Genomic DNA, 21,943 nt, shown 5'->3' with positions numbered 1-21,943 from the left:
TCCTGTGAGGGCTGTGCCGGTGGGGGTGGCCAGCATCGTGCCATACGTCACAGTGCGCGGGAACGGCGGGGTCCGTTCTTTCTTCCGGTGATATCTGGTCCTGGTGCTGCCGCTTCGTCAACGAACAAGCGCCGCCGCGGAGTTCCCGTGCGTGCGGGGGAACTCCGCGGCGGCGCTTTCGCGTTGTGCGGTTGTACGTTTCCGGTGGCTCGGCTTCGGCGGCTCAGCGGCCGCGGTTGCCGCCGTCGGCATTCGGGCCGTCGTAGTCCTCGCCGTAGGCGCCCTTGGAGGGGCGGCGGCGGCGCATGGGCGGCTCGACGCCGTCCGCGAGACGGCGGGCGGTGAGCAGGAAGCCGGTGTGGCCGATCATCCGGTGGTCGGGGCGGACGGCGAGGCCCTCCACGTGCCAGTTGCGGATCATCGACTCCCAGGAGGTCGGCTCGTTGAAGCAGCCGATCTCGCGGATGGACTCGACGGTGCGGGCGAGCTGCGTGGTGGTGGCCACGTAGCAGCACAGGATGCCGCCGGGAACGAGCGCCTTCTTGACGACGTCCAGGCACTCCCAGGGGGCCAGCATGTCGAGGATGACGCGGTCGACGTCACCGTCGGACAGGTTGTCCTGGAGGTCGCCGACGGTGAGCTGCCAGGCGGGGTGCGGTCCGCCGAAGTAGCGCTCGACGTTGCCCTTGGCGATGTCGGCGAAGTCCTCGCGGCGCTCGTAGGAGTGCAGCATGCCCTGGTCGCCGATGGCGCGCAGCAGGAAGCTGCTGAGCGAGCCGGAGCCCACGCCCGCTTCCACGACGCGCGCGCCGGGGAAGATGTCGGCGAAGGCGAGGATCTGCCCCGCGTCCTTGGGGTAGACCACGGCGGCGCCGCGGGGCATGGACAGGACGTAGTCGGGGAGCAGGGGGCGCAGCGCGAGGTAGGCGACGTTTCCGGTGGTACGGACAACGCTGCCCTCGGGTGCGCCGATCAGCTCGTCGTGCGGGAAGGAGCCCTTGTGGGTGTGGAAGCTCTTTCCCTCTTCGAGCGTGAACGTGTGATGGCGGCCCTTGGGGTCGGTCAGCTGAACCTGGTCCCCGACCGTGAAGGGCCCGCGCCTGCGGGCGGCACCGGTCGGTTCGGACATGTGAACAGCCTACCGGGCCCGGCGGGGGGCGCCGACCACGCGGCTTCTTATGAAGGGCGGGCCATGGCCTTGACGAAGGCGCGCTCCACGTCCGCCGCGGAGAGCACTCCGTAGATGGCGCCGTTCTCCTCGACCACGAGGTATTCGGTGGCGGGGGTCTCGCGGAGGGTGTCGAGGAGTTCCTCACCGGCGAGTTCGGCGGAGACGCGCATGCCGTCGGTGAGGTCCTGGGCGAGACCGCTGACGGGGACCCAGGGGCGGCGGTGTTCGGGGATGCCGACGATGGCGGCCTCGCGGACGAGGGAGTGGGGGTCGCCGTCGGCGTCGACGACGACGAGGGCGCGGGCGCCCGCGTCGTTGGCGCGGCGCAGGGCTTCGGAGAGCGGGGTTTCGCCTTCGACGGGGACGGCGCGGCGGGTGAGGGTGCGGGCGCGCAGGTCGGGGAGGTGTTCGCGCAGGCGTGCCATCCGCAGGCTGTTGCCGGCGCCGGTCCAGATGATCGCGGCGAGGATGGCGGCGAGCAGCGCGTCCATGAGGGTGTCCATGCCGCCGGCTTCTTCGGCGCCTTCGCCGAGGGCGCCGGACTGGGTGAGCAGCGGCAGGCCGATGAGGACGGTGACGGCGAGGGCGCGGCCGACCCAGGCGGCGGCGATGGTGCCGCTCATGGGCTTGCCGGTGAGCTTCCAGACGACGGCGCGGAGCATCCGGCCGCCGTCGAGGGGCAGTCCGGGCAGGAGGTTGAACGCGGCGACGATCAGGTTGGAGATCATCAGGCCCGCGAGGAGTACGCCGGGGACGGTGCCGGGTTCGACGGCTCGCATCGCCGCGTAGAAGACGCCGGAGAGGACGAGGGAGAGCAGCGGGCCCACGAAGGCGAGCACGAACTCGCGTCCTGGGGTCTCGGACTCCTTCTCGATCTCCGATACGCCGCCGAAGAACTGCAGCCGGATGCGGCGCACCGGGAGCTTGAAGCGCAGCGCGGCGACGACGTGCGCGAGTTCGTGGACGAGTACGGAGGCGTAGAAGGCGACGGCGAAGAAGAGGGAGACGAGGTAGCGGGCGGCGCCGAGTTCGGGGAGCACGCGGTCGAGCTGGCCGCCGAAGACCCAGGTGATCAGCGCGGCCACGAGGAACCAGCTGGGGGCGACGTACACCGGGACGCCGAAGGGCCGCCCCATGAGCAGTCCGCCGCGCGGTTCGGGGCGCTTGGTGGGGCCCTTGGTGGCGCCCTTCCGTTCACCGGAGGCGGCCGCGGCACGCTCGGGGTGCCGGTCATAGGGATGCGCGGGCGGCACGTCCTGCGGCTGGGGGGCGGGGCTCGTGTCCGGGTCGGAGTCGGCCGTCCGGGCGGAGTCGGCCGGCGAGGTGGAGTCGGTCTGCCGTGTGCCGGGGGCCCGCTGTGGCGCCGCGCTGTCCGGTGTCGCGGCGGGCTGGTTCGAGGCGGGCTGGCCCACGCCGACCTGGTCCGCACCCGGCCGGTCCACGTCCGGCCGGTCCGCACCCGGCCGGTCCGCACCCGGCCGGTCCGCGTCCGGCCGGTCCGCGTCCGGCCGGTCCGCGTCCGGCCGGTCCGCGTCCGGCTGGTCCGCATCAGGTCGCTGCGGCGCCTGCGGCGCTGCCGGGTCGTGTGGGTTCTGGGTCCCATTGGTTTCACGGGCTTCGGTCGCGTCCGGCTCGGCCGCGACCGGAGGCCCGGGCGACGTCGCCTCGCCGGTGCCGGGCTGCGGCCGGCCGCTCTCGTCCACGGTGATCCCTCGGTCCCCTCGTTCGAAGCGTTTCCCGCCGCCGGGCGGGACGTTCTGGCGTCGATGGTATGCGGACAGTGTCGGCGGGCCCCCGTCGACTCCCCCGCGCCACGCTACGCAAGACGCGGCCGTCCGTGCAGGTGCCTGACTGTCAGTGGGTGCCCGTATCGTCGTACGGCATGGAGACCAGCACCGATCAGGCCCCCGCGCAGGCCGTGGCCGCCCCGCCGAGGTCGCTCTCGCCCTCGCGCGCGAGCGATTTCATGCAGTGCCCGCTGCTGTACCGGTTCCGGGTGATCGACAAGCTGCCGGAGAAGCCGAGCGAGGCGGCGACGCGGGGCACGCTGGTCCATGCCGTCCTGGAGAGACTCTTCGACGCGCCCGCGGACGAGCGGACGGTGCCGCGGGCCGCCGCGCTGATCCCCGGCCAGTGGGACCGTCTGCGGGAGTCGAAGCCGGAGCTGGCCGAGCTGTTCGCCGATGCCGGCGAGGGCGAGGAGGCCGCGGGCGAGCGGATGGCGCGCTGGCTCGCCGATGTGGAGCGCCTCGTGGAGCGGTGGTTCACGCTGGAGGATCCGACGCGGCTCGAGCCCGTCGAGCGGGAGCTCTTCGTGCAGGCCGAGCTGGAGTCGGGCCTGAAGCTGCGCGGGATCATCGACCGGGTGGACGTGGCGCCGTCGGGCGAGGTGCGCATCGTCGACTACAAGACGGGCAAGGCGCCCCGCCCCCAGTACGCGGAGGGCGCGCTGTTCCAGATGAAGTTCTACGCGCTGGTGGTGTGGCGCCTGAAGGGGGTCGTGCCGCGCCGCCTTCAGCTCGTGTATCTGGGCAGTGGGGACGTGGTGACGTACGACCCGGTGCCCGCGGATCTGGAGCGCGTGGAGCGGAAGCTGCTCGCGTTGTGGGAGGCGATCCAGCAGGCGACGGAGACGGGCGACTGGCGGCCGAGGCCCACGAAGCTGTGCGGTTGGTGCGACCACCAGGCGGTGTGCCCGGAGTTCGGCGGCACTCCCCCGCCGTACCCGCTGCGGATCGTCCCGGCGGCCGAGGCCGGGGTGACGGACCTCCCGCAGGCATAGCAGGGCAGAATGGGCCGCCGGGTCTGTCCAAGGATCCCCCATCGAAGGATCAAAGGAGAGTTTCGTGGCCATCCGCGTCCTGCTGGTCGACGACCAGCCGCTGCTGCGTACGGGCTTTCGCATGATTCTGGAGGCCGAGCAGGACATCGCGGTGGTCGGCGAGGCCGGGGATGGCCTGCAGGCGCTTGACCAGGTGCGTGCCCTGCAGCCCGATGTGGTCCTCATGGACATCCGGATGCCGCGGATGGACGGCGTGGAGGCGACACGGCAGATCTCGGGTCCCGGCAAGGACGGCCCGGCGAAGGTCCTGGTGCTCACCACGTTCGATCTCGACGAGTACGTGGTGGAGGCGTTGAAGGCGGGGGCCAGCGGCTTCCTGCTCAAGGACGCGCCCGCGGGCGAGCTGGTGCAGGCGATCCGGGTGGTGGCGGCCGGCGAGGCGATGCTGGCGCCGAGCATCACGCGCCGTCTCCTCGACAAGTACGCGGACCATCTCCCGTCCGGGGACGAGCCGGTGCCGGACACGCTGGGCACGCTCACGGAGCGGGAGGTCGAGGTGTTGAAGCTGGTCGCGCGCGGCCTGTCGAACGCCGAGATCGCCGCCGACCTGTTCGTGAGCGAGACGACGGTGAAGACGCACGTCGGCCATGTGCTGACGAAGCTGGGCCTGCGCGACCGGGTGCAGGCGGCTGTGTACGCGTACGAGAGCGGGCTGGTCCGCCCGGGCGCGCAGTAGGCAGTAGAAACGAAGGCGGCGGTCACCATCACGGTGACCGCCGCCTTCGTGTGCGTACGGTGTTCAGCCCTTGCTGATCTCCCAGAACCGGAAGACGGTCGACGCGTCGAGGCAGTTCTCCAGGCCGTACACGTCGGACTTGGCGACGGCGTACTGCTTGGCCTGCCAGACCGGCAGGATGGGCAGTTCGTCGGCGACGATGTCCTGAAGCTGCTCGTAGCGCGGGACCGTTCCGGAGCGGTCGCTGCGGGCGCCGGTCTCGGGGATGATCCGGCCGGTGATGGTGCTGTTCTCGTAGCGGTTGTCGAGGACGTTGCCCTTGCCGAAGAACGGCTGGGTGAAGTTGTCCGGGTCCGGGTAGTCGGGCACCCAGCCCTTGACGTAGACGCCGTACTTGCCGGACTTGATGTCCCGCTCGTACTGGGCGAATTCGACGGACTTCACGTCGGCGTCGAACAGGCCGCTCGCGTTGAGCTGCTTGGCGATGGTCTTCAACTCGGCGTCGGTGGCCGGGCCGTAACGCGCGGGCGTGGACCAGAGCGTGAGCTTGACCGGCGTGTCGATGCCGTCGGCGCGCAGCGCGGCCGCCGCCCTGCTCTTCGAGGGGCGGGCCCCGTACTTGTCGAAGAAGGCGGTGTTGTGGCCGGTGATGCCCGCCGGGATGATCGAGTACAGCGAGGTGGCCGTCTGGTCGTACACGTCGCTGATGAGGGCGTCGCGGTCGATGAGGTGGGCCATCGCCTTGCGGACGCCGATCTTGCCGGCGACCGGGTCGTCCATGTTGAAGACGAGGTGCTGGACCTCGGCGCTCGTGCCCTCGATGACGTCCAGGTCCTTGGTGCCGGACTCCTGGATGTCGGCGACGTCCTTGGCGGCGAGGCCGCGGTAGGCGAGGTCGAGGTTCCCGGCGAGCAGCGACTTCTTCAGGCCTGCCTGGTCACCGTGGAAGAACTTCATGGTGACGCCCTGGTTCTTGACCTTGGCGGTGCCCTCGTACTTGGAGTTGACCGAGAAGTCGGCCTGCTTCTTGCCGAAGGAGTCGAGCTGGTAGGGGCCGGAGCCGGTGGCCTTGCCGTCCGTGCGCAGCTTGTCCGCGGGGTATGCGGTGTGGTCGACGATCGATCCGGCGCCCGAGGCGATCTTGCTGGGGAAGGTCGCGTCGGCGGACTTCAGCTTGAAGGTGACGGTCCTGGCGTCCGGGGTCTCGACCTTGTCCAGCATCGGGAACATGATCGCGGGACCGGCCGCGTCGTTGATCTTCATCATGCGGTCGAAGGAGAACTTGACGTCCTTCGACGTGAGTGCGTTCCCGTTGCTGAACTCGAGGCCGGAGCGGAGCGTGCACGTGTAGACCTTGGTGGCGCTGTCGCTGAAGTGGCACTCCTTGGCGGCTTCCGGCTGCGGTTCGGTGCCACCGTTGGGGAAGCTGAGGAGCGACTGGAAGACGTTGTTGAACAGCAGCCACGAGCCGGGGTCGTAGCCGGAGGCAGGGTCGGTGGCCTGGATGTCGTCGGACATTCCCATGACCACGGCGTCGCCGTTGCCGGCTGAGTCGCTCTCGTCAGAGCCACAGCCGGCCAGGAGTGCCGCGGAGAGTACCGCGCCGAGGGGCATGACCAGCCACTGGTTGCGCATTCTCACGTACGTGCCTTGTCGTCGGTCGAGCGGACGGACTGGGGCCGGCCCGCGAGTGGACCGGCCCCGGGGTGGGCTCAGCCGCTGACGCCGCGGCCCAGCTCCCACAGCTGGAGGATCGAGGAGGCGGACAGCGCCCACTCCACCCCGGTGATGTCGTCGCGGGCGGCGACGTACTGCTTGCCCTGCCACAGCGGGAGAACGGGCACGTCGTCGGCGACGATGTTCTGGATCTGCTGGATGGGCTTGGACGCGGTGAGCCGGTCGGCCTCGCGGCGCTCGGCCGGGATCAGGTCACCGCGGATGCTGCTGTTGGAGTACGGGGACGACAGGAAGTTGTCCTTGTCGAGGAACGGCGCGAGGAAGTTGTCGGCGTCCGGGAAGTCGGGGAACCAGCCCATCCCGTAGACGTCGTACTTCCCGTTGAGCTGGGCGTCGCGGTAGGTGTCCCAGACGTCGCCCTTGATGTCGACGTCGAAGAGGCCGCTGGTGTTCAGCTGCTTCTGGAGGAGCTCGAACTCCTTCTTGGTGCCCGATCCGTAGTGGTCGCTCGTGTAGTGCAGGGTGAGTTTGATCGGCGTGTGGATGCCCGCCCGCTGCAGAATCGATGCGGCCTTGGACCTGCTGGGGTTCTGGTACTTGTTGAAGAACGAGTTCTGGTGGCCCGTGATGCCGCTGGGCACGAGCGAGTACAGCGGCTCGGCGCCGGTGCCGTACACCTCGGACGCGATCTCGCCGCGGTCGACGAGCTGCGCCATGGCCTGCCGGACGGCCTTGTCCCGGACGGTGCTCGCCTTGGTGTCGAAGCCGAGGTAGCGGATCTCCATGCCGGGCATCTCGACCAGGTTGACGTTCTTGGGCGCGCTGTCCGAGTACTTCTTGATCTGCTCCGGCGACATGGTGCGCGTCATCATGTCGATGTCGCCCTTCTCCAGCGCCTTGCCCATGGCGTCGGCGCCGGTGAAGGAGTCCAACTCAACCTTGTCGTTCTTCGGCTTCAACTGCCCCTTGTAGTTGGGGTTCTTGGTGAAGACGGTCTTGACGACGGCGTCGTTCTTGACGGTGGCCTTCAGGGTGTACGGGCCCGAGCCGTTGACCTCGAAGCCGTTGCGCAGCTTGTTCTTCGGGTAGTCGTCGGGGTCGACGATGCCGGCGGTGGGGGTGGCCAGCTTGTACGGGAACGTGGCGTCCGGGGACTTGAGGTGGAAGATGACCTCGCGGTCGCCCTGGGTCTCGATGGTGTCGATCGAGGAGAGCAGCCCGAAGGAGTTGCTGTCGCTCTTGATGTTCAGGACACGGTCGATGGAGTACTTCACGTCGGCCGCGGTGATGGGCGTGCCGTCGGCGAACTTGAGGTCCTTGCGCAGCTTGCAGGCGTAGCGCTCGCTGCCGCTGTCGGAGAATATGCAGCTCTGGGCGGCCTCGGGCACGGGCTCGCCGCTGCCGCTGCGGGGCATCGCCATGAGCGTCTGCACGGTCTGGCGCAGTACGTTCCAGGATCCGGAGTCGTAGGCGTACGCCGGGTCGAACGGCGCGGGCACCTTGCCGGAGGCGATGAACCGGTCCGTGGTGCCCACCTTGATCGCATCGCCGCCCGCGTCCGAGCTGTCGGACCCGCCGCACGCGGCGAGCACGGGGGCCAGCAGACCGATGATGGCCGGCAGCACCAAAGTCTTGCGGTTCATGCTCGAAGTTCTCCAGAGCTGTTGAACCCGCCGGCCCGGCGAAAGGGGTGGGACGCGTGGGCGACGGGAGAGTACGGCGATGTTCTCGCGACGACATTAATGGGCGTACCGCCGCCGCGCCGCCGCGGTTCGCGGGTGCGGGATCGGGGCTTCCATCACGCTGTGGAATCAGGCGTGGACGCACCGAAAACACCTCAGGAGGAAGGTTCGTCGCATGGGGTGGCCAATCGGGACACAAAGGCGCCCCATACTGCACGGAAGGCGCTCGCGCAGCATGCGTCGGATGACCTGTCGACCCTCGGGGAAGTGGGAAAGGTCACACCCTCAACAAGCCTGTCGTACGCACGGATTCAGCCACCCCGGGGACTTCAGGACGTCATGAGTCCCTGTAGGAAAGGCACGTTGACGTGTTCCAGGGAGCGGACGACGGTGCGCCGGGGTGCCGGCTCGATCGGTGACACGGAGGGCACGGCGACGACCTGGCAGCCCGCCGCCTCGGCCGCTGTGACGCCGGTGGCGGTGTCCTCGATGACGGCGCAGCGGGCGGGCTCCGCGCCGAGCCCCGAGGCGGCGAGGAGGTACGGGTCGGGGTGCGGCTTGGTCCGTGAGACCTCGTCACCGGCGACGGTGAGGCGGAAGTTGGCGGGTCCGAGCGAGTGCAGGACGCGGTCGATGATGCGCCGGTGGGAGGCGGAGACGAGCGCCGCGGGCACGTCGTGCGCGGCGAGTTCGGCGAGGAGTCTCGCGGCCCCCGGCATCAGTGGCAGGGAGCTGCTGATGCGCTTCTCGAAGGCGTCGTTGAGCAGCACGGTCACCTCGGGCACCGTGATGTCGGCGCCGGTGGCCTCGATGAGGAAGCCGGCGCTGCGGGTCATGGGCCCGCCGACGACGACGTGGCGCCAGGCGTCCTTGAGGGTGTGGCCGAGTTCGGCGAAGACGGCCGCCTCGGCGTCCCACCAGAATCCCTCGGTGTCGACGAGTGTTCCGTCCATGTCGAGGAGCACGGCCTGAAGCGTGGAGCCTTCGGCCGTTCGGGTACCGAGTGCGGGGACCGTACTGGTCATCCGTACACCTCCATGAGGGACGAAGAGGCCGGTTGCCCCCTTTCGAACACAAGGGCAACCGGCCTGCGCTGGACCGACCAGTGTACGACCGGTCGCGATTACCGCGCGTTGAAGTACTTCGCCTCGGGGTGGTGGATGACGATCGCGTCGGTGGACTGCTCGGGGTGGAGCTGGAACTCCTCGCTGAGCTGGACGCCGATCCGCTCCGGCTCCAGGAGGTCGGCGATCTTCGCGCGGTCCTCCAGGTTCGGGCAGGCGCCGTAGCCGAGGGAGAAGCGGGCGCCCCGGTACTTCAGGGCGAACATGTCCTCCATGGCGTCCGGGTCCTCGCCCGCGAAACCCAGCTCGGCGCGGGTCCTGGCGTGCCAGTACTCGGCGAGGGCCTCCGCCAACTGCACGGACAGGCCGTGCAGTTCGAGGTAGTCGCGGTAGGAGTCGGAGGCGAACAGCTTCGCCGTCTCCTCGCCGATCCGCGAGCCGACGGTGACGACCTGGAGGCCGACGACATCGGTCTCGCCGGACTCCTCCGGGCGGAAGAAGTCCGCGAGGCAGAGGCGGCGGCCGCGCCGCTGGCGCGGGAAGGTGAACCGGGTCCGCTCGTTGCCCGCGTCGTCGAGGATGATCAGGTCCTCGCCCTTGGAGACACACGGGAAGTAGCCGTGCACGACGGCCGCTTCGAGCATGTTCTCCGTGTGCAGCTTGTCGAGCCAGCCGCGCAGCCGCGGACGGCCCTCGGACTCCACCAGCTCCTCGTACGAGGGTCCGTCGCCGGTGCGCGCCTGGCGCAGGCCCCACTGGCCCTTGAATAGGGCGCCCTCGTCGAGCCAGGACGCGTACTCCTTGAGCTGGATGCCCTTGATGACGCGGGTGCCCCAGAAGGGCGGCTCGGGGACCGGGTTGTCGACGGCGACGTCGGAGCGCACGGGGCCCTCGTCGACCTCGTCCTCGATGACCACGTCCCGCTTGGGGACACGGCGCTGCTTGAGCTCCGGCAGCACCGCGCCGGGGACGCCGCGCTTGACGCCGATGAGCGCGTCCATCAGGCGCAGGCCCTCGAACGCGTCGCGGGCGTAGCGGACTTCGCCGTCGTAGATCTCGTGCAGGTCCTGCTCGACGTAGGCGCGGGTGAGCGCGGCGCCGCCGAGGATCACCGGGAACTCGGCTGCCAGCTTGCGCTGGTTGAGCTCCTCCAGGTTCTCCTTCATGATCACGGTCGACTTGACCAGGAGACCCGACATGCCGATGACGTCGGCCCGGTGCTCGGCGGCCGCGTCGAGGATCGCGGAGACGGGCTGCTTGATGCCCAGGTTGACCACGTTGTAGCCGTTGTTGGACAGGATGATGTCGACGAGGTTCTTGCCGATGTCATGGACGTCGCCGCGCACGGTGGCGAGCACGATGGTGCCCTTGCCCTCCGAGTCGGACTTCTCCATGTGCGGCTCCAGGTGGGCCACCGCGTTCTTCATGACCTCGGCGGACTGGAGCACGAACGGCAGCTGCATCTGGCCTGAACCGAACAGTTCGCCGACGACCTTCATGCCCTCCAGGAGGGTGTCGTTGACGATGTCCAGGGCGGGGCGGGTCTCGAGGGCCTCGTCGAGGTCGGCCTGCAGGCCGTTCTTCTCGCCGTCGATGATGCGTGCCTTGAGGCGCTCGTCCAGCGGGAGGGCCGCCAGCTCCTCGGCCTTGCCGGCCTTCATCGACTTCGCGGTGGCGCCCTCGAACAGCGCCATCAGCTTCTGCAGCGGGTCGTAGCCCTCGGAGCGCCGGTCGTAGACCAGGTCGAGGGCGGTCTGCACCTGCTCCTCGTCGAACCGGGCGATCGGCTGGATTTTGGAGGCGTGCACGATCGCCGAGTCCAGGCCGGCCTTCGTGCACTCGTCCAGGAAGACCGAGTTGAGGACGATGCGGGCGGCCGGGTTGAGGCCGAAGGAGATGTTCGACAGGCCCAGCGTCGTCTGTACGTCGGGGTGGCGGCGCTTGAGTTCACGGATCGCGTCGATGGTGGCGATGCCGTCCTTGCGGGACTCCTCCTGACCGGTGCAGATCGTGAACGTCAGGCAGTCGATGAGGATGTCGGACTCGCTGATGCCCCAGTTCCCGGTGAGGTCCTCGATCAGCCGCTCGGCGATCTGGACCTTGTGCTCGGGGGTGCGGGCCTGGCCCTCCTCGTCGATGGTCAGCGCGATCAGCGCGGCGCCGTGCTCCTGCGCCAGCTTGGTGACCTTCGCGAAGCGGGACTCGGGGCCGTCCCCGTCCTCGTAGTTCACGGAGTTGATGACCGCACGGCCGCCGAGCTTCTCCAACCCGGCCCGGATCACCGGGACTTCGGTGGAGTCGAGGACGATCGGGAGGGTGGAGGCGGTGGCGAAGCGTCCCGCCAGCTCCTTCATGTCGGCGACGCCGTCGCGGCCCACGTAGTCGACGCACAGGTCGAGCATGTGCGCGCCCTCGCGGATCTGGTCGCGGGCCATCTCCACGCAGTCGTCCCAGCGGGCCTCCAGCATGGCCTCGCGGAACTTCTTCGAACCGTTGGCGTTGGTGCGCTCACCGATCGCCATGTACGCGGTGTCCTGGCGGAACGGCACCGTCTGGTAGAGCGAGGCGGCGCCCGGCTCGGGCTGCGGGGTGCGCGACGTCGGCTCGGCGCCGTGCACGCGCTCGACGACCTGGCGCAGGTGCTCGGGGGTCGTGCCGCAGCAGCCGCCGATCAGGGAGAGGCCGTACTCGCCGACGAACGTCTCGTGCGCGTCGGCCAGTTCGGCCGCGGTCAGCGGGTAGTGGGCGCCGTCCTTCGTCAGGACGGGCAGACCGGCGTTGGGCATGCAGGACAGGGGCACGCGCGCGTGCCGGGCGAGGTAGCGCAGGTGCTCGCTCATCTCGGCGGGGCCGGTCGCGCAGTTCATGCCGATCATGTCGATGCCGAGCGGTTCGAGCGCGGTGAGGGCCGCGCCGATCTCGGAGCCGAGCAGCATGGTGCCGGTGGTCTCCACGGTGACGGACACGATGATGGGCACATCGATCCCGGCCACCTCGCGGGCCCGGCGCGCCGCCACCACGGAGGCCTTGGTCTGCAGCAGGTCCTGGGTGGTCTCGACGAGCAGCGCGTCGGCGCCGCCGGCGAGGAGGCCCTCGGCGTTGCGCTGGTAGGCATCGCGGATGGTGGCGTACTCGACGTGCCCGAGGGTGGGCAGCTTGGTGCCGGGGCCCATCGAGCCGAGGACCCAGCGCTGCCGTCCGCTGCGGGCGGTGTGCTCGTCGGCCACCTCGCGGGCGATGCGGGCACCCTTCTCGGACAGCTCCTCGATCCGGTGGGCGATGTCGTACTCGCCGAGGGCCGCGAAGTTGCAGTTGAAGGTGTTGGTGCCGACGCAGTCGGTGCCGACGGAGAAGTACTCGTCGTGGACCGAGCGGACGATGTCGGGCCGGGAAACGTTGAGGATTTCGTTGCATCCCTCAAGGTTCTCGAAGTCCTCAAGGGTGGGGTCCTGCGCCTGCAGCATGGTGCCCATGGCTCCGTCGGAGACGACCACGCGTGAGGCGAGGGCCTTCCGGAGGGCTTCCACACGAGCACGGGACTCAGCGGCGGCGGATGCGGGCGTTGGCAACGAGGCCATGAAAGTTCTCCCAGAGGTGCGACGGCTGTCGGCTTTGCGGCTCCACTCCCGGAGGCGCACCCGGTCAGGGTAACGGGGACGATGGTCCCGTTGTGGGTACGTCCACGAGCCGGAACGGCGTGCGCGTGTCGTGGCCGGAAGCATCCGATGGAAATATTGGCGCACGCCGCGCTCGCCGGAGGTCGGCAACGACCGATACTGTTCAGCATTGCCGAACGGTGCACGACACCACCTCTGCCAGCTGTCAAGATCCGAGGGAGGAAGGGACTGCGATGGCACGCAACATCCAGTCGCTCGAACGGGCCGCGGCCATGCTCCGGTTGCTCGCGGGCGGCGAGCGGCGGCTCGGCCTCTCGGACATCGCCGCCGCGCTCGGCCTCGCCAAGGGCACGGCCCACGGCATCCTGCGCACCCTGCAGGCCGAGGGCTTCGTGGAGCAGGACTCCGCCTCGGGGCGCTACCAGTTGGGCGCCGAGCTGCTCCGCCTGGGCAACAGCTACCTGGACGTGCACGAGCTGCGGGCGCGCGCCCTGGTGTGGACGGACGACCTGGCCCGCTCCAGCGGCGAGGCGGTCTACCTCGGCGTACTGCACCAGCAGGGCGTGCTGATCGTGCACCACGTGTTCAGGCCCGACGACAGCCGGCAGGTCCTGGAGGTCGGCGCGATGCACCCGCTGCACTCCACGGCCCTCGGCAAGGTGCTCTCCGCGTACGACCCGGTGGCGCACAGCGAGGCCCTCGAGGCCGAGCGCAAGGGCTTCACCACGCGGACAGTGTGCGACTCCGGCGAGCTGGAGGCGGTGTTCGACCTCACCCGAGCGCGCGGGTACGCCGCCGACGTCGAGGAGACCTGGGAGGGCGTGGCCTCGGTCGCCGCCCCGATCCACGACCGGCACCGGATGCCGGTGGGCGCGGTGGGCATCACCGGCGCCGTCGAGCGGGTGTGCAGGCAGGACGACCCGGCGGCGCTGCGCCCCGAGCTGATCGCGGCCGTCCGCGACTGCGCCCGCTCCGTCTCCCGCGATCTGGGCGCCAGCCGCTTCTGAAGCCGCTCCGCCCGCACCCCACGAGCCGCGACTCACACGGCGGACGTGGCTCAAGGTGCAGACCACACCAATCCGAGTGACCATCGTTGAACGCCCACCGGCCCGTCGCCCTCAACGGTGGGCCGATAGCCACAGGCGATCAATAACGATCGCGCATTCGATAAAAGATCCCTTGACGAGCCGGGAACCACAGAGCGAGACTCGCGTCCATCGGTCGGCATTGTCGAACACCTACCGGCAATACGCGTTAGAGTGTGAACAGGCCAGACCGGACCCGACCCTCGCCTGAGGGCTCGGACCACCGGAAAGGGACCCGGGAGGTTCGTTACTCGGGTTTTCCCCTGGACGAAGGACAAAGGAGTCGCGGGTGTCCAGCCACGACATCTTCCTTGGCGAGACCATCGGTACCGCCATATTGGTTCTGCTGGGCGGTGGCGTGTGCGCCGCCGTCACTTTCAAGCGCTCGAAGGCCTACGAGGCCGGCTGGGTCGCCATCGCGTTCGGCTGGGGCTTCGCGGTTCTCACCGGCGCCTATCTGGCGGGCGGCGTCTCCGGCGCCCACCTCAACCCGGCCGTCACCATCGGCCTCGCCATCGAGGGCGGCACCAAGTGGAGCGACGTACCGCTCTACCTGGTCTCCGAGCTCTTCGGCGCCATGATCGGCGCCGTCCTGGTCTGGCTCGCGTACTACGGGCAGTTCCACGCCCACCTCACCGACCGCGAGGTGCTGGCCGCGCACAACGGCACCGACGGCGAAGAGGGTCTCGTCGACCCGAAGGCCGCACCCGAGGCCGGCCCCGTGCTCGGCGTCTTCTCCACCGGTCCGGAGATCCGGAACCTGGCGCAGAACCTCATGACCGAGATCATCGCCACGGTGGTGCTCGTCCTGGCGATCCTCACGCAGGGCCTGAACGACAACGGCAACGGCCTGGGCACCCTCGGCGCCCTCATCACCGCACTCGTCGTGGTCAGCATCGGTCTCTCCCTCGGTGGCCCCACCGGCTACGCCATCAACCCGGTCCGTGACCTCGGTCCGCGCATCGTGCACTCGCTGCTCCCGCTGCCCAACAAGGGCGGTTCGGACTGGTCGTACGCCTGGGTCCCAGTGGTCGGTCCGCTCATCGGCGGAGCCATCGCCGGCTTCCTCTACAAGCTGTTCTGAGCGACGCCACCGAGACCACCGACTTACGTACGACGAGGAGCACACCGTGACCGACGCACACACCACCGGCCCCTTCATCGCGGCGATCGACCAGGGCACCACGTCCAGCCGCTGCATCGTGTTCGACAAGGACGGCCGGATCGTCTCCGTCGACCAGAAGGAGCACGAGCAGATCTTCCCGAAGCCGGGCTGGGTCGAGCATGACGCGAACGAGATCTGGACCAACGTCGAGGAGGTCGTCGCCGGAGCCATCACCAAGGCCGGCATCACGCGCGACGACATCAAGGCGATCGGCATCACCAACCAGCGCGAGACGACGCTGCTCTGGGACAAGAACACCGGCGAGCCCGTCCACAACGCGATCGTCTGGCAGGACACCCGCACCGACGCCCTGTGCAAGGAGCTCGGGCGCAACGTGGGGCAGGACCGCTTCCGCCGCGAGACCGGCCTCCCGCTGGCGAGCTACTTCGCGGGTCCCAAGGCCCGCTGGCTGCTCGACAACGTCGAGGGTCTGCGCGAGCGCGCGGAGCGCGGCGACATCCTCTTCGGCACGATGGACACCTGGGTCATCTGGAACCTGACGGGTGGTGTCAACGGCGGCAAGCACTACACCGACGTCACCAACGCCTCCCGCACGATGCTGATGAGCCTGCACGAGATGCAGTGGGACGAGCGGATCTGCTCGTCCATCGGCGTCCCGATGTCGATGCTGCCGGAGATCCACTCCTCCGCCGAGGTCTACGGCGAGGTCACCGGAGGCAAGCTGGGCGACCTGCTCGGCGGCATCCCGGTCGCCTCGGCGCTCGGCGACCAGCAGGCGGCCCTGTTCGGCCAGACCTGTTTCGCCGAGGGCGAGGCCAAGTCCACGTACGGCACCGGCACCTTCATGCTGATGAACACCGCGGACAAGGCCATCAACTCGTACTCGGGCCTGCTGACCACGGTCGGCTACCAGATCGGCGACCAGAAGCCGGTCTACGCGCTCGAGGGCTCGATCGCCGTCACGGGCTCCCTGGTGCAGTGGATGCGCGACCAGATGGGCCTGATCAAGTCGGCCGCCGAGATCGAGACGCTGGCCTCCAGCGTCGAGGACAACGGCGGCGCGTACTTCGTGCCGGCCTTCTCCGGCCTGTTCGCCCCCTACTGGCGCTCCGACGCGCGCGGTGTCATCGCGGGTCTGACCCGCTACGTCACCAAGGCGCACCTCGCGCGCGCCGTCCTCGAGGCCACCGCCTGGCAGACCCGCGAGATCACCGACGCCATGACGAAGGACTCCGGCGTCGAACTGACCGCGCTCAAGGTCGACGGCGGCATGACCTCCAACAACCTGCTGATGCAGACCCTCTCGGACTTCCTGGACGTGCCCGTGGTGCGCCCGATGGTCGCCGAGACGACCTGCCTCGGCGCCGCCTACGCCGCCGGTCTCGCCGTCGGCTTCTGGTCCAGCACCGACGAGCTCCGCGCCAACTGGCGCCGGGCCGCCGAGTGGACCCCCCGCATGGACGCGGCCACCCGCGACCGTGAGTACAAGAGCTGGCTCAAGGCCGTGGAGCGGTCCATGGGCTGGCTCGAAGACAGCTCTGTCGAGGAGTAACACCCCACCATGACTACCCAGTCCACCCTGCAGACCGTGCCTGCCCTCGGAACGCACCCGGTCGCCGGTTCCAACCCGAGCCGCGCCGAGACCCGCGAGCAGCTTTCCAAGGCGACGTACGACCTCCTGGTCATCGGCGGCGGCATCCTGGGCATCTCCACTGCCTGGCATGCGGCGCAGTCCGGCCTGCGGGTGGCCCTGGTCGACGCCGGCGACTTCGCCGGCGCCACGTCCTCCGCGTCCTCCAAGCTGCTCCACGGCGGCCTGCGCTACCTGCAGACCGGCGCGGTGAAGCTCGTCGCGGAGAACCACTTCGAGCGGCGTGCGGTGTCCCGCAACGTGGCCCCGCACCTCGCCAACCCGCTCACCTTCTACCTGCCCGTCTACAAGGGCGGCCCGCACGGCGCGGCCAAGCTGGGCGCGGGTGTGTTCGCGTACAGCGCGCTGTCCGCGTTCGGTGACGGTGTGGGTCACCTGCTGTCCCCGGAGAAGGCCCAGCGCGATGTGCCGGAGCTGCGCACCGACAACCTGAAGGCCGTTGCCGTGTACGGCGACGACCAGATGAACGACGCGCGGATGGCGTTGATGACCGTGCGTGCGGCTGTGGACGCGGGCGCTGTCGTTCTCAACCACTCCGAGGTCACCGGGCTGCGCTTCACCAACGGCCGGGTCACCGGCGCCGAGCTCAAGGACCGTACGAGCGGTGACGAGTTCGGGGTCAACGCCCGTCTGGTGCTGAACGCGACGGGCCCCTGGGTCGACCACCTGCGCAAGATGGAGGACCCGAACTCGGCGCCGTCCATCCGCCTGTCCAAGGGCGCACACCTGGTGATGAAGCGGACCGCCCCCTGGAAGGCCGCGCTCGCGACCCCCATCGACAAGTACCGCATCACCTTCGCCCTCCCCTGGGAGGACATGCTGCTGCTCGGCACGACCGACGAGGAGTACGAGGGTGACCCCGCGGATGTCTCGGTCACCGAGAAGGACATCGACCAGATCCTGGACGAGGCCGCCTTCTCGGTCCGTGACCAGCAGCTCAAGCGGGAGCTGATGACGTACTCCTTCGCCGGTCTGCGCGTGCTGCCGGGTGGCCCCGGCGACACGTCGAAGGCCAAGCGCGAGACGGTCGTCAACGAGGGCAAGGGCGGCATGCTGTCCGTCGCCGGCGGCAAGTGGACGACGTTCCGGCACATCGGCCGCACGGTCATGCAGAAGCTGGAGGCGCTGCCGGGGCACCCGCTCGGTGACGACTTCGAGCAGATCAAGAACCTGCCGAAGAAGCTTCCGCTGCCGGGTGTCGCCAACCCGCGTGCCGTGGCGCACCGGCTGCTGGTCGACAGTCCGGCGCCCGGGCCGCGGATGGGGGCCGACACGGCCAAGCACCTGGCGACGCACTACGGTTCGCTGTCCTTCGACATCGCGCGGCTTGCCAACGAGAGCCCGGAGCTGGCGGAGCGGGTGCACCCGGATGCGCCGGAGATCTGGGCGCAGGTCGTGTATGCACGTGATCACGAGTGGGCCGAGACGCAGGACGATGTGTTGCGGCGGCGGACGACGTTGACGATTCGTGGGCTTGACACGGATGACGTGCGGTCCAAGGTGCAGGATCTGCTCGACAAGAAGTAGGCCTGTACGTAGGCGGATGGGGCGGCACCCACGGGGGTGCCGCCCCATTTGCCTGTTGCCGCGGCGGGGTTGCGGTCTCGGGGCTCTGCCCCGGACCCCGCTGCTCAATCGCCGCAGGGGCCTAAATGGAGCCTGACTCGTCGTCCGAGTCCAGGATCGAGTGCTCCAACTTGCCCAGCAGGCGCGCCAGTTGGCGGCGTTCCGCCGGGGAGATGGCGGCGAGCATGCGTTCCTCGTTGGCCAGGTGGTCCGTGAAGACCTCGTCGACCTTGGCGAGGCCCTCGTCGGTGAGGCGGGAGTAGACGACGCGGCGGTCTTCGGCGTCCCGCTCGCGCACGATGAGGCCGTCCTTCTCCAGGCGGTCCATGCGCAGGGTGACCCCGGCGGACGAGACGAGCCCCGAGTCCGCGAGCTGCCCGGCGGTGAGCCGGTAGGGCTTGCCGGCGCGGCGCAGCGCGGTCAGCACGTCGAACCCGGCGACGGACAGGCCGTGCCGGTCGATCGACGCGTTGAGCTTGGTGTTGTAGCGCAGGAACGAGCGGTGCAGCCGGGCCAGCACCTCCAGCGGTCCTGTGTCGAGCTCGGGCCGCTCCCGCGCCCAGTCCGCCACGATCTGTGTCACGGCGTCGCGCCGCTTCGGCTTCCGCTCGGCCATCCCGTCCCCTCGCGCGCTTCCCACGGGCGGACGCGAAATCGTACGCCCCTGAAAATTCTACCCCTGAGTCATTACGCGTTGAGCTCCTCCAGGGTCTTCCCCTTCGTCTCCACCGCGAACAGGGCGATCACCGCGCCCACGGCCGCCATGCCCGCCAACTGTGCGAAGACCAGGCCGAGTCCACCGCCGGAGCCGATGATCGCGCCGACCGTGATCGGGCCGAGGATGACGCCGAGCCGGTTCCACAGGCCGCCGAAGGCCGCGCCGGTGGCACGGTTGGCGGTGGGGTACAGCTCGGGCGAGTAGAGGTAGAGGCTCGCGTTGATCGCGTAGACGAAGAACGTGGTGACGGAGGCGAACAGGGCGACCTGGAGGCCCGAGGTGACGCCCGCGACGGCCAGCACGCCGAGGGCGAGGGCGGCCCCGCCGAGCCCCGCGACCAGGGCGGGACGCCGGCCGATCCGGTCGATGAGGAGGGCGACGACGAGCGTGCCGAGCAGGCCGGTGACGTTGCCGAGCATCGTGTAGGCGAGCGAGGTCGTCAGGTCGAGGCCGAAGTTCTTCGTGTACAGGGACGGCAGCCAGGTCGCGATGCCGTAATTGACGTAGTACCCGGAGAACCACAGGGCGGACAGGACGGCGGTGCGGCGCCGGTATCGGCCGGTGAACAGGTCCCGCAGGCGCCCGCGTTCCACCTTCGCGTCGGGCGTGCCGCCGGGCTGCGGCAGCGGCTCGCCCACCGCTCGCTCGACCTCCGCCTCGATCCGGGCGACGGCCCGCTCGGCCTCCTCCGTACGCCCCTGCGAGAGCAGCCAGCGCGGCGACTCGGCGACGTGCTTGGGCAGCGCCACGGCGATCAGGACGGGCAGCGCGCCGAGCACGAACATCGCGCGCCAGCCCAGGTTCGGCACCACCCACACCGCGACGAGGCTGGCGGCCGCGAGTCCGGCCGGGAAGATCATCTCGTAGAGCAGGACGAAGCGGCCGCGCTTGTCGGAGCGGGAGATCTCGTTGATGTACGTGGCCGCGACCGGGACGACGCCGCCGATGCCGAGCCCCTGGACGAACCGGAAGCCCGAGAACAGCTCGATCCCGTTCGCCGTGGCGACGGCGAGGCTCGCGAGGCCGGTGATCGCGACGCCCAGCGCCACCGTGCGCACCCGGCCGATCCGGTCCCCCAGCCACCCGGCGACCAGCGCGCCGAGCAGCATGCCGACGGATCCCGTGGTGACCGCGAAGGTGGCCTGCCCCGTGCTCAGGTGCCAGTCCTTGATGAGGACGGGCAGCGCGGAGGCGGCCAGGAGCTGGTCGAAGGCCTCGAAGAACGTCACGGCGCCGATCAGGCAGCGCACCTTGACGTGCCAGCGGGAGTGCGGAAGTCGTTCGAGTCGGGCCGCGATCGAGCCGAGGCCCTGTTTATCGGGCATGCCCGGTTTGCCTGCCACTGTCGTCATGGGGAGGTGTCCTTCCGCGAGCACGCGAACACAGGGACGTGAAGGGGGATGCCGCGACCTTAGAAGGCAACTACTTAGCGGTCAATGGTTAGGCGCTTAGGGATCTGAAAGCCGTGCACTCCGCAACTCTTCTTCAAGCACGCCCTTGCGGAGAAACACTTAAGCGCTTAGATTTCTAGCGCTTCGACTCAACAACGCACCTACGCACCACTCCATTTGGAGGTCCCGCCGTGCCTCAGCACCCCACCGAAATCCTCGTCGCGGGCCAGTGGCGACGCGGCTCCGGTGCCCCGCTCGACACGGTCGACCCCGCCACCGGGCAACTGCTCGCCACGCTGCACACCGCCTCCGCCGAGGAGGTCGACGAGGCCGCGCGGGCAGCGGCAGCGGCAGCGGCTGACCCCGCCTGGCGGGAGCTGCTCCCCCACCAGCGGGCCCGGCTCCTGTACCGGATCGCGGAGCTGACCGAGGAGGCCGCCGACGAGCTGGCCGCGACGCAGACCGCCGACACCGGAAAGACCCTCACCGAGACGAAGGCGCTCGCGCTCAGCGCGGCAGGCACCTTCCGCTACCTCGCCGCGACCCTGGAGACCGCCGAAGAGGCGATCACCCCCTCGCGCGGCCCGTACGTCACGATGAGCGTGCACGAGCCGATCGGCGTGGTCGGGGCGATCAACCCGTGGAACTCCCCGGTCGCCAGCGACGCACAGAAGCTCGCGCCCGCCCTGGCCGCGGGGAACGCGGTGCTGCTCAAGCCGGCCGCCTGGACCCCACTGGTCTCCCTGAGGCTCGGCCGGATCATCACGCGGGCCCTCACCGAGTTCGGCCTGCCCACCGCCCTGCTGTCGGTGCTCCCGGGCAGTGGCCGGGTGGTGGGGGATGCCGTCGTACGGCACCCGCTCGTCGGCCGGATCGGATTCACCGGCGGCACCGAGACCGGCCGCTCCATCGCGGAGATCGCGGCACGGAAGCTGATCCCGGCCTCTCTGGAGCTCGGCGGCAAGTCGCCGACGATCGTGCGGGCCGACGCCGACGCCGAACAGGCCCTGGCGGGTGTGATGTTCGGGATCTTCTCGTCCAGCGGGCAGTCCTGCATCGCGGGTTCGCGGCTGTTCGTGCACGCGTCACTGTACGAGTCCTTCATCGGTGAACTGGTCTCCCGTGTAAGGAAGTTGCGGGTCGGGCCCGGCACCGACCCCGACACCCAGGTGGGCCCGCTCGTCCACGCGAAGCACCGGGACTCGGTCGCCGCGTACGTCGACCTCGCCCGCTCCGAGGGCGCCGAGGTGCTGTGCGGCGGCTCCGCACCCGAGGGCCCCGCGTACGAGAACGGCGCGTACTACCTGCCGACCGTCCTCGCCGGGCTGCCGAACGACTCCCGCACCTGCCAGGAGGAGATCTTCGGCCCGGTCCTCGTGGTCCTCCCCTACGACGACGAGGACGACCTGGTCCGCCAGGCCAACGCCTCCGTGTACGGCCTGGCCTGCGGGATCTGGACCCGCGACCACCGCGCCGCCTGGAACCTGGCCCGCCGGATCGACGCGGGCACCGTGTGGATCAACACGTACAAGCAGTTCAGCGCGGCCACCCCGTTCAGCGGGATGAAGGACAGCGGCCTCGGCACCGAGAAGGGGCGTGACGCCATCCGCGCCTACCAACGCCAGAAGTCCCTGTACTGGGGCACGTCCGCAGCCCCGCTCCCCTGGGCCAACTGAC

Annotated in this window: 15 protein-coding genes; 7 read left to right on the top strand and 8 right to left on the bottom strand. The window is 69.5% G+C overall.

Going from position 1 to position 21,943, the window contains the following annotated elements:
* Nucleotides 1–223: 223 nt before the first annotated feature.
* On the bottom strand, nt 224–1,129 hold the full coding sequence (locus ACWD2L_RS34840; RefSeq protein WP_351337459.1) for a tRNA (adenine-N1)-methyltransferase: 906 nt from the start codon (nt 1,127–1,129) through the stop codon (nt 224–226).
* Between the two features lie 47 nt (nt 1,130–1,176).
* Nucleotides 1,177–2,874, bottom strand: a complete 1,698-nt coding sequence (locus ACWD2L_RS34835) for a site-2 protease family protein (protein ID WP_351337462.1) — start codon at nt 2,872–2,874, stop codon at nt 1,177–1,179.
* Nucleotides 2,875–3,053: 179 nt separating this feature from the next.
* Between ACWD2L_RS34835 and ACWD2L_RS34830 the strand changes: the two genes are divergently transcribed.
* Nucleotides 3,054–3,953: a RecB family exonuclease gene (locus tag ACWD2L_RS34830; protein ID WP_351337465.1), complete on the top strand. Its 900-nt coding sequence runs from the start codon at nt 3,054–3,056 to the stop codon at nt 3,951–3,953.
* A 64-nt stretch (nt 3,954–4,017) separates the two neighbouring features.
* The gene (locus tag ACWD2L_RS34825) at nt 4,018–4,689 is read left to right on the top strand and encodes a response regulator transcription factor (protein WP_351337468.1); all 672 of its coding nucleotides are present in this window, start codon (nt 4,018–4,020) and stop codon (nt 4,687–4,689) included.
* Nucleotides 4,690–4,752: 63 nt separating this feature from the next.
* Here the strand turns inward: ACWD2L_RS34825 and ACWD2L_RS34820 are convergent, their stop codons facing one another.
* The 4 genes from ACWD2L_RS34820 to metH all read right to left on the bottom strand — a co-directional run bounded on the left by ACWD2L_RS34820 (nt 4,753) and on the right by metH (nt 12,690).
* Nucleotides 4,753–6,330, bottom strand: a complete 1,578-nt coding sequence (locus tag ACWD2L_RS34820) for an ABC transporter substrate-binding protein (RefSeq protein ID WP_351337471.1) — start codon at nt 6,328–6,330, stop codon at nt 4,753–4,755.
* Between the two features lie 71 nt (nt 6,331–6,401).
* Complete coding sequence (locus ACWD2L_RS34815) at nt 6,402–8,009, bottom strand: ABC transporter substrate-binding protein (RefSeq protein ID WP_351337474.1); 1,608 nt, start codon at nt 8,007–8,009, stop codon at nt 6,402–6,404.
* A 368-nt stretch (nt 8,010–8,377) separates the two neighbouring features.
* Nucleotides 8,378–9,073: an HAD family hydrolase gene (locus ACWD2L_RS34810; protein ID WP_351337476.1), complete on the bottom strand. Its 696-nt coding sequence runs from the start codon at nt 9,071–9,073 to the stop codon at nt 8,378–8,380.
* 98 nt (nt 9,074–9,171) lie between these two features.
* On the bottom strand, nt 9,172–12,690 hold the full coding sequence (gene metH / locus ACWD2L_RS34805; protein ID WP_351337479.1) for a methionine synthase: 3,519 nt from the start codon (nt 12,688–12,690) through the stop codon (nt 9,172–9,174).
* Between the two features lie 272 nt (nt 12,691–12,962).
* On the opposite strand from metH, the gene ACWD2L_RS34800 reads away from it, so the two are divergent.
* The 4 genes from ACWD2L_RS34800 to ACWD2L_RS34785 all read left to right on the top strand — a co-directional run bounded on the left by ACWD2L_RS34800 (nt 12,963) and on the right by ACWD2L_RS34785 (nt 18,118).
* Entirely contained in the window at nt 12,963–13,736 is a 774-nt protein-coding gene (locus ACWD2L_RS34800; protein ID WP_351337481.1) for an IclR family transcriptional regulator, read from the top strand.
* 367 nt (nt 13,737–14,103) lie between these two features.
* Nucleotides 14,104–14,898: an MIP/aquaporin family protein gene (locus tag ACWD2L_RS34795; protein WP_351337483.1), complete on the top strand. Its 795-nt coding sequence runs from the start codon at nt 14,104–14,106 to the stop codon at nt 14,896–14,898.
* A 46-nt stretch (nt 14,899–14,944) separates the two neighbouring features.
* A complete protein-coding gene (glpK, locus tag ACWD2L_RS34790) occupies nt 14,945–16,492 on the top strand; it encodes a glycerol kinase GlpK (protein WP_351337486.1) in 1,548 nt (515 codons plus the stop codon).
* A 9-nt stretch (nt 16,493–16,501) separates the two neighbouring features.
* On the top strand, nt 16,502–18,118 hold the full coding sequence (locus ACWD2L_RS34785) for a glycerol-3-phosphate dehydrogenase/oxidase (RefSeq protein ID WP_351337489.1): 1,617 nt from the start codon (nt 16,502–16,504) through the stop codon (nt 18,116–18,118).
* A gap of 121 nt (nt 18,119–18,239) precedes the next feature.
* On the opposite strand, the gene ACWD2L_RS34780 is transcribed toward ACWD2L_RS34785, so the two are convergent.
* Together ACWD2L_RS34780 and ACWD2L_RS34775 are read right to left on the bottom strand one after the other, a co-directional pair.
* Nucleotides 18,240–18,773 carry a MarR family winged helix-turn-helix transcriptional regulator gene (locus ACWD2L_RS34780; protein WP_351337492.1) on the bottom strand — a complete coding sequence of 178 codons (534 nt, stop codon included), beginning with the start codon at nt 18,771–18,773 and terminating at the stop codon, nt 18,240–18,242.
* Nucleotides 18,774–18,844: 71 nt separating this feature from the next.
* Nucleotides 18,845–20,227, bottom strand: a complete 1,383-nt coding sequence (locus ACWD2L_RS34775; RefSeq protein WP_351337495.1) for an MFS transporter — start codon at nt 20,225–20,227, stop codon at nt 18,845–18,847.
* A 230-nt stretch (nt 20,228–20,457) separates the two neighbouring features.
* Between ACWD2L_RS34775 and ACWD2L_RS34770 the strand changes: the two genes are divergently transcribed.
* Nucleotides 20,458–21,942 carry an aldehyde dehydrogenase gene (locus ACWD2L_RS34770; RefSeq protein ID WP_351337498.1) on the top strand — a complete coding sequence of 495 codons (1,485 nt, stop codon included), beginning with the start codon at nt 20,458–20,460 and terminating at the stop codon, nt 21,940–21,942.
* The last annotated feature ends 1 nt before the right edge of the window (nt 21,943 follow it).

Source organism: Streptomyces sp. NPDC002754, assembly GCF_053592315.1.
The sequence above is the reverse complement of the archived record's forward strand: the minus strand, read 5'-3'. Positions and strand labels throughout refer to the sequence as shown.